Here is a 7,837-nt window from a genome sequence, read left to right on the forward strand (position 1 = left end):
CCCAGCCCTGCGGAGTCGACCGTTAACGCAGGCTGGTAATTTTTCAACAGCCTTTCAGCCGTGGGGGAACGGCAAATGTTCCCCACACACACCACCAGAATTTTGTTAAACATCGCGGCTTACCAGGTATGAATGTCGCTCGCCGTATCCGTCATGTAGCGAACGCCACTGATGGTAGGCAGCAACTGGTTGATCAGACGGTTCCAGCGGGCAACCGGCGCGGTGGTGACATAGACCACATCGTATGGCTGGAGACGGAACGACGTTGCCATGACCAGCGACGTCGCGTCGGACATGTCCAGCTGGTAGATGTTGGCAATCTTGCCTTTCGCGTTTTCGCCTTTGATCGGACGGATCACAAAGATGCCGCTGGCGTTGGAGGCGGTCAGATCGATACCTTCCGCGTTGCCCAGCGCTTCGGTCAGGGTCATACCGCTGAAGTCCATCTTAAGGGTGCTCTGTTTCTTCACTTCACCCATCACGAACACTTTCAGATCGTCGTTGCGCGGCACGTAAAGAATATCGCCCGGATAGAGGAGACGGTTCTGGGTCAGGTCACCGTTTTGCATCAGCGCCTGAAGCGAAATGCGCTGCTCTTTGCCGTTGTGGGTGAGCACCACGTTGCGCCAGTCAGCACCGTCGGTTAAGCCGCCTGCGGCATTGATCGCATCAAGCACGGTGAGCGGGACGTTGGTGATAGCCTGCTGGCCGGATTTGTTGACCTGGCCTGAGATATAGGCTTTCTGGGATCGGAACGCGGCGATATTAACGTCCACCTGCGGGTCAGCAATGTACTGCGCCAGGCGGCCGGTAATATCACTACGGATCTCAGCAAGCGTTTTGCCCGCGACGTGCACTTTGCCAATGTAGGGATAGAACATGGTGCCATCGGACTGTACCCAGTTACCGGTGTCGCTTGAGCTGCGGTACTGGCCCGCAGGTGTGGTCAGTTCCGGGTGATCCCAGACGGTCACGTTAATCACGTCACCCGGACCAACGCGATACTGGTAAGAGGCAATTTCCTGGTCCAGAGACATATTTGGCTGAGCAACATTCGGACGTGGGCGTAATTGTTCTACCAGACGTGGGGTTAATGGGTAAACATTCACCATTTTGTCGAGATCAAAATCAGCATCCTGCTGTTTAATCACATCCTTGCCCATTGTTGACATATTGCTGCCGGGAAAGACCGTGCAACCACTCATCAAGGTCACAGACACCAATAATGGCATCAATTTCATTTTGGATTTCATCATTGATTATTTATCACTTTGGCAGAGTAATTATCCTGTGCAATTAAAATAAGCGCGGGTCGTGGTGACAATCAGAATGCAGTTAATCATTTAGCAATATAACTGGCATCAGTCCTAAAAAAAGCTTATTCATCCATTGGCTATTGACAGAATAATTGAGGCTGATTCACACGCTTTCAGGCACGCTACCGCCCTTGGCTTTCAGTTACCAATCCACTGACTAAACAATGCGTTATGGTTAGACACCCTCTTGGATCAGGCCTTTTGAGAAATATATCCGCCACCTTAAACGGGTGATTGATAATGTATAACCTTCACCAAAGACTGAAACAAAAATAGCAACAAGGAGATTTAACATTTGATGCTGGAAGAATTGTTGCAGCTAACCTAATAGCAGGCAAGGAGACAACCGTCCTAATATTCGTTTTTAAGATTAATATTAAGAGCAAAGTTTTGAGGTTTTCGGATTTTCTTTATATTGACAAAATAGAGCACCAGACCATTTATTGCGATATATCCTAAATATCGTCTTATGTAATTAAATCTTCGCATTTAACTTATTTACACAGCCCCGCAAATGGGTTTTACCTAAGTGTAGCATTAAGAGAAATCTCACCCCGGCATTGCAATTTCCGTCTGCTTTATCCATGATCGAAGTGTGACATTAGTCATATAACAGAAGGTATTGCATTTACTATGGAATGGATTGCCGATCCATCAATCTGGGCCGGGCTGGTGACGCTGGTCGTCATCGAATTAGTGCTCGGCATTGATAACCTGGTGTTTATCGCCATCCTTGCCGATAAATTACCCCCTTCACAACGCGACCGCGCCCGCGTGACCGGTCTTCTGCTCGCCATGGTGATGCGTCTGCTGTTACTGGCCTCAATATCATGGCTGGTCACGCTGACCAAACCCTTATTCAGCGTGCAGGGTCTGAGCTTTAGCGCCCGCGACCTGATCATGCTTTTCGGCGGATTGTTCCTGCTGTTCAAAGCCACGGTTGAGCTTAATGAGCGGCTGGAAGGAAAAGACAGTGAAAACCCCACCCAGCGGCGCGGCGCTAAATTCTGGCCGGTGGTCGCGCAGATAGTGGTGCTGGATGCCGTCTTTTCTCTCGACTCCGTGATTACTGCCGTCGGGATGGTTGACCATCTGGCGGTGATGATGGCCGCCGTGATCATTGCCATCACCCTGATGGTGCTCGCCAGTAAAGCCCTGACGCGCTTCGTGAACAGTCACCCGACTATCGTCATTCTCTGTCTGAGCTTCCTGCTGATGATTGGCTTTAGCCTGGTGGCGGATGGTTTTGGCTTCCATATCCCGAAAGGATATCTGTACGCTGCCATTGGTTTCTCGGTGCTTATTGAGTTTCTTAACCAGCTGGCCATTTTCAACCGCCGCCGTTTTCTTTCCGCGAACCAGACATTACGACAGCGCACCGCAGATACGGTGATGCGCCTGCTGAGCGGCAAAAAAGAGGATGCCGAGCTGGATGCTGAATCCGCTGCGATGCTAGCCGACCACAGCGACGGGCAGATCTTCAACCCGCAGGAACGCCGGATGATAGAGCGCGTGCTTAACCTCAACCAGCGCTCGGTCAGCAGTATCATGACCTCCCGCCACGACATTGAGCATATTGACCTGACGGCACCGGAAGAGCAGATCCGTGCCCTGCTGGATAAAAACCAGCACACCCGCGTGGTGGTGACCGGCGGAGAAGAGGAAGAAGAGCTGCTGGGCGTGGTACACGTGATTGACCTGCTGCAACAGCAGCTTCACGGTGAGCCGCTCAACCTGCGCGCGCTGGTGCGCCAGCCGCTGGTCTTCCCGGAAGCGCTGCCGCTGCTCTCCGCGCTGGAGCAGTTCCGCAACGCGCGTACCCACTTCGCGTTTGTCGTTGATGAGTTTGGTTCTGTGGAAGGGCTGGTGACGCTCAGCGACGTGATGGAAACCATCGCCGGTAATTTGCCTAATGAGGTGGATGAGATCGATGCACGCCACGATATTCAGAAAAACGCAGACGGCAGCTGGACCGCCAACGGCCATATGCCGCTCGAAGATCTGGTGCAGTTCGTTCCGCTTCCGCTGGACGAGAAGCGCGAATACCACACCATCGCCGGTTTGCTGATGGAATATCTGCAACGTATTCCGCAGCCGGGCGAAGAGGTCCAGGTGGGGGATTACATGATCAAAACCTTGCAGGTAGAGAGCCATCGCGTGCAGAAGGTGCAGCTGATACCGCTGCGCGGTGAGGATGAGATGGATTTTGAGGTGTAAAAAAGCCGGGTGGCGCTTCGCTTACCCGGCCTACGGTGTCTGGCTTTTGTAGGCCGGGTAAGGCGAAGCCGCCACCCGGCACAACAGGCATCAGAGCTTATCGAGCAACTTTTTCACGTCCTTACCAGACTGAGACTCTTTATTGCGGTCCGCCCAGTCATTCAGCCGACGTTTCGCTTCATCCTGAAGGTGCTTACGCAGGATCTGATCGACCTGCAAACTGTAATTGAGTTCCTGCCATTTTCCGTACACGCGCAGCGGTATCGGCGTCTCTTTCAGGAACTCGACAAGCTGGCCTTCCCCTTCCCAGCCAGCCTTCACGCGGACGTTGAAGCGGGTGTCAACCGTCTCTTTCACCAGATCCAGCGCGCCGTTTCCGGTCAGCGCCAGCAGGGACGAGATTCCCTGCATCTCGTCGAGTGAGAGCTGACCGTTGTCGAGGGCAAGCTCGCTGGTAAAGCTGTCGAGACGGGTTGCGCTGTCGTAGTTTTCATTCGCCTTCACGCTGCTGCTGCGCTCTACCGCCTGCTGCACCAGTTGCTGGAAGTTCAGCCCTTCCATGCGCGAATCTTTTAGCTCAACGTGCGCCTGCCCCTTCCAGCTACGACGGAAGGCGTCCGCATCAATCTTCGTGCCGGAGAAATCCCCGGCCAGCGACAGCTGCCCCGTGAGGGAAATCGGGTAATTAAAGGCTTTCAGGATGGTGCCAATCTCAACGTTTTCCAGACGCGGCTGGAACGCGGCGCTGGCAACGTCTTTACGTACGTCCAGCGTGCCCGGCAGGGAGAGATTTCCTGCCCCCATTTTTCCGCTGAGCTCAGAGATGACCAGCAGGCCGTTGTGGTTGAACATCTGGCTGTTGACGTCAGTAAAATCAATCCCACGCCAGCGCACGCTGTTCGCTTTCAGCAGAATGTCGGCGGTAAATCCGCGCAGACCATTGTAGTCAGGCAGATCGAGACTGGAGGAGATCACCGGACGCGACTGCGTGACCTGGCTTTGCCCTACCTGCGCGACACCCTCATCGGTCGCATTCACCGTTTGGGCCGCGAGCAGGTTCTCAAGGTTCAGCTTGTCGAATTGCAGATCCAACACCCACTTGGGTTTCTCATCAAGCGTGACGCTCGCCTGCCCCTTCAGGGAACTGTCGTTGGCCTGGAGGTTGAGCGCGTTCAGTTCGAGCTGTTTGCGCTCTTCGTGCCACACCGCCTGCATAGTGCCCTGGCCGGCGATCCCCTTCGCGGGTAAATCCGCGCCGGTCAGCTGCCAGTTGACCTGCTGAACGTCGGCCGTCAGCTGGTGCGGGTAGTCAGAGGCGTTCACGTTCGCATTCATCGACAGGTTGAGATCGCGCTGGTTACGGTTGATCCGCCCGGAGAACTCCATGGTCGCGTGATGGTTGGCGTCCTGCTCCATTCTGAGGTTGATATTGCGGACGGTGATCTGTTCGTCATCCTCATGCTGGAAAACCAGCACGCTGTCAGCAACTTTCAGATTACCAATATCGAAAGACCAGCCGGTGTCAGACGGAACGTCAGGCAAAGTATTTTCACGCGGTGCGACCGGAGCATTCGCCTGACGAACGGCTTCGGTTTGTGGCGTAAGCTGAATCACCGCCCCTTTCAGCATCACCTGTTCAACCTGGAGCTCATGGGATAAGAGCGGGATGAGCGCGACATCAAGACGCATGTTATCCGCCGTAACAAGCGGCTGCGCGGCGCCCGGCGCGGTGAGCGACATACGTCCGGAGAGAATGCTGAGCTGCGGCCAGACGTGCCAGCGCAGCGGCCCGTCCAGCTTGAGTTCATACCCGCTGCGCGCTTCAACCTGCCGCACCATGTAGGCCCGGAAGTCATTCGGGTTAACCAGCAGCACCAACGCTGAAAGGCCAGCCACCAGCACCACCAGCAAAATCATCAGCGTTGTCAGAACTCTTCTCATGGCTTCCTCAGTGAACTCACAGATCAGTCTTTATCGATACGGCTGGCAACCGCACCCTGCTGGTCGCGATATTTTGCGTCCTGACGGCGGTTATAAGGACGGTCTGCCGGGCCGGTCAGCGGTTCGAAGCTCAACGCACCGATCATCATTCCCGGGCGAAGCGCCAGCGGCAGTTTACCGGCGTTAAAGAACTCCAGCACGATACGGCCAGACCAGCCCGGATCGATACGGTGCGCGGTGACGTGCACCATCAGGCCCAGACGCGCCAGAGAAGAGCGTCCGTCAAGCCAGCCGACCAGATCCGCAGGCAGCGTGACCGATTCAAAGGTCACCGCCAGCGCCAGTTCGCCAGGATGGAGATAAAACGCCTCTCCTTCTTCGATGACGATTTCGTCACTCATGACGCGATCCAGCGCTGCACTGACTTCGTCTTTCGGCCCGCTGAGGTCGATAAACGGTGCCGTGTGGCCGCTGAAGGTGCGGAACTTATTCCCCAGACGTACATCGACGGTCACGCCGTTAATACGCTCAACCGGCGGACGCGGGGTGATAGACAGGCGGCCTTCATCCAGCCAGGCTTCTATATCGCGGTCACAAAGACGCATGGCACTTTCTCCTTTCGTGCATCGCGCCCTGAATCCTTACGGCGTCAGGGCAAAACCAGGTTATCTCTGAACGGTACACAATTCACACGGCTTATTCAAAAAACTGACTGATTTTCGCTTTTAAGATATCAATGGCAATACGGTTTTTACCGCCGCGAGGCACAATAATATCGGCGTATTGTTTAGAAGGCTCAATAAATTGCAGGAACATCGGGCGAACGGTTTTCTGATACTGCGCCATCACGGAGTCCATGGAGCGACCGCGTTCGTTAACGTCGCGTTTAATACGCCGCATCAGGCAGATATCCAGCGGGGTATCGACGAAAATCGAGAAGTTCATTGATTCGCGCAGACGGGCGTCGGTGAGCAGCAAAATCCCTTCAAGGATAATCACCTTCTTGGGCTCAATGCGGATCGTTTCCTGGGTGCGGGTATGTTCCACGTAACTGTAGACGGGCAGCTCAATCGCCTCGCCGCGCTTCAGCGCTTCCAGATGCTGGAACAGCAGACTGTGATCCATCGCACTGGGGTGGTCGTAGTTGGTTTTTACGCGCTCTTCCATCGAAAGATGGGATTGATCTTTGTAATAGCTATCTTCGGGAATAACACCGATATGCTCATCACCCACTTGTTCACGCAGTTCGCGATAAAGCGTACTGGCAATAAGACTTTTACCTGAAGCCGATGCGCCGGCGATGCCTATGATGACGCACTGATGAGACTTATCAGTCATAAATTTAGCGACCTGATTAACCTGGATGTAAGGAAGGACGACGCCGGAGCGTCAAACGCGGCAATTATAGGGATTTCGGGGGCGTGATACCAGTCGAATGCGCAGGTTATGCGAGGCGGGCTGAAAAGGGCCGTTTCACGCCTTTAGCGAAATTTTTACGCACGGATTTTCACCATTTCACCCCCCTTCTTCGCAGAGTAACTATTTTATAAGTCTATGAAGTCAAAATCTGAGCACTCAGCATATGAATTGTAAAATGTTTGTACTAGCATAAACCAAATTAATGATTTCACGCGTCCGGAGCTGGCTCCTGACAACACGGCGTCCCTGGATAGAGCGGTAATGAATAAACAATACCAGCGGGTTTTGGTTACTACCCCACATCCTTTACTGCGGCTTGTCTGTCTGGGTCTGGTCACGTTCATCTTCACCTTATTTTCCCTTGAGCTGACTCGCTTTGGTACGCTGCTGGCGCCATTGTGGTTCCCGACATCCATTATGATGGTGGCGTTTTACCGCCATGCGGGAAAAATGTGGCCCGGCATCGCCCTCGCCTGCTCCTTTGGCAATATTTTTGCCTCGTGGATGCTCTTTTCATGGGAATCAATCAACTTAACCTACACGGCAATCAATATTATTGAGGCTTGTGTTGGTGCGGTGTTGCTGCGTAAGCTGCTCCCCTGGTATAACCCGCTGCAAAACCTCAACGACTGGATACGCCTTGCCCTCGGCAGCGCCCTGGTGCCGCCGCTGGTGGGCGGCATTCTGGTTCATTTTCTGGTGCCAGGCGCGGAGCCGCTGCGTAATTTTCTGTTTTGGGTACTTTCAGAAGCCATTGGCGCGCTGGCGCTTGTACCGTTAGGTCTGCTGTTTAAACCGCATTACCTGCTGCGCCACCGCAACCCGAGACTGCTGCTGGAAACGCTGGTGACCCTGGTCGTTACGCTGGTTCTTAGCTGGACGGCAATCACCTGGCTGCCGTGGCCGTTCACCTGCATCATCGTTTTGCTGATGTGGAGCGCGGT

6 protein-coding genes and 1 pseudogene are annotated in these 7,837 nt (G+C 54.1%); 2 read left to right on the forward strand and 5 right to left on the reverse strand.

The window, feature by feature from the left end; all coding sequences use genetic code 11:
- Window positions 1-113 (reverse strand): annotated as a pseudogene (locus HP459_RS19310) (protein tyrosine phosphatase); the annotation flags it as partial.
- Between the two features lie 6 nt (window positions 114-119).
- On the reverse strand, window positions 120-1,256 hold the full coding sequence (locus HP459_RS19315) for a polysaccharide export protein (RefSeq protein WP_022648641.1): 1,137 nt from the start codon (window positions 1,254-1,256) through the stop codon (window positions 120-122).
- A gap of 693 nt (window positions 1,257-1,949) precedes the next feature.
- Between HP459_RS19315 and HP459_RS19320 the strand changes: the two genes are divergently transcribed.
- Complete coding sequence (locus tag HP459_RS19320) at window positions 1,950-3,533, forward strand: TerC family protein (protein WP_015572372.1); 1,584 nt, start codon at window positions 1,950-1,952, stop codon at window positions 3,531-3,533.
- 90 nt (window positions 3,534-3,623) lie between these two features.
- On the opposite strand, the gene asmA is transcribed toward HP459_RS19320, so the two are convergent.
- From asmA to udk, 3 genes are all read right to left on the reverse strand, one after another.
- Window positions 3,624-5,474, reverse strand: a complete 1,851-nt coding sequence (asmA, locus tag HP459_RS19325) for an outer membrane assembly protein AsmA (RefSeq protein ID WP_171936666.1) — start codon at window positions 5,472-5,474, stop codon at window positions 3,624-3,626.
- 23 nt (window positions 5,475-5,497) lie between these two features.
- Window positions 5,498-6,079: a dCTP deaminase gene (gene dcd, locus HP459_RS19330; RefSeq protein ID WP_006811250.1), complete on the reverse strand. Its 582-nt coding sequence runs from the start codon at window positions 6,077-6,079 to the stop codon at window positions 5,498-5,500.
- Between the two features lie 91 nt (window positions 6,080-6,170).
- Complete coding sequence (gene udk / locus HP459_RS19335; RefSeq protein WP_000130320.1) at window positions 6,171-6,812, reverse strand: uridine kinase; 642 nt, start codon at window positions 6,810-6,812, stop codon at window positions 6,171-6,173.
- 342 nt (window positions 6,813-7,154) lie between these two features.
- Between udk and HP459_RS19340 the strand changes: the two genes are divergently transcribed.
- The coding region (locus HP459_RS19340; protein ID WP_171936667.1) for an MASE1 domain-containing protein at window positions 7,155-7,837 on the forward strand (683 nt) is incomplete at its 3' end.

This window comes from Enterobacter sp. CM29 (assembly GCF_013179605.1).
Lineage (GTDB): Bacteria > Pseudomonadota > Gammaproteobacteria > Enterobacterales > Enterobacteriaceae > Enterobacter > Enterobacter intestinihominis.

Bases quoted from the DNA above. Each gene is read 5' to 3' on its own strand.
- asmA (WP_171936666.1), bottom strand. From the start codon at position 5,474: ATGAGAAGAGTTCTGACAACGCTGATGATTTTGCTGGTGGTGCTGGTG.
- HP459_RS19315 (WP_022648641.1), bottom strand. From the start codon at position 1,256: ATGATGAAATCCAAAATGAAATTGATGCCATTATTGGTGTCTGTGACC.
- HP459_RS19320 (WP_015572372.1), top strand. From the start codon at position 1,950: ATGGAATGGATTGCCGATCCATCAATCTGGGCCGGGCTGGTGACGCTG.
- dcd (WP_006811250.1), bottom strand. From the start codon at position 6,079: ATGCGTCTTTGTGACCGCGATATAGAAGCCTGGCTGGATGAAGGCCGC.
- udk (WP_000130320.1), bottom strand. From the start codon at position 6,812: ATGACTGATAAGTCTCATCAGTGCGTCATCATAGGCATCGCCGGCGCA.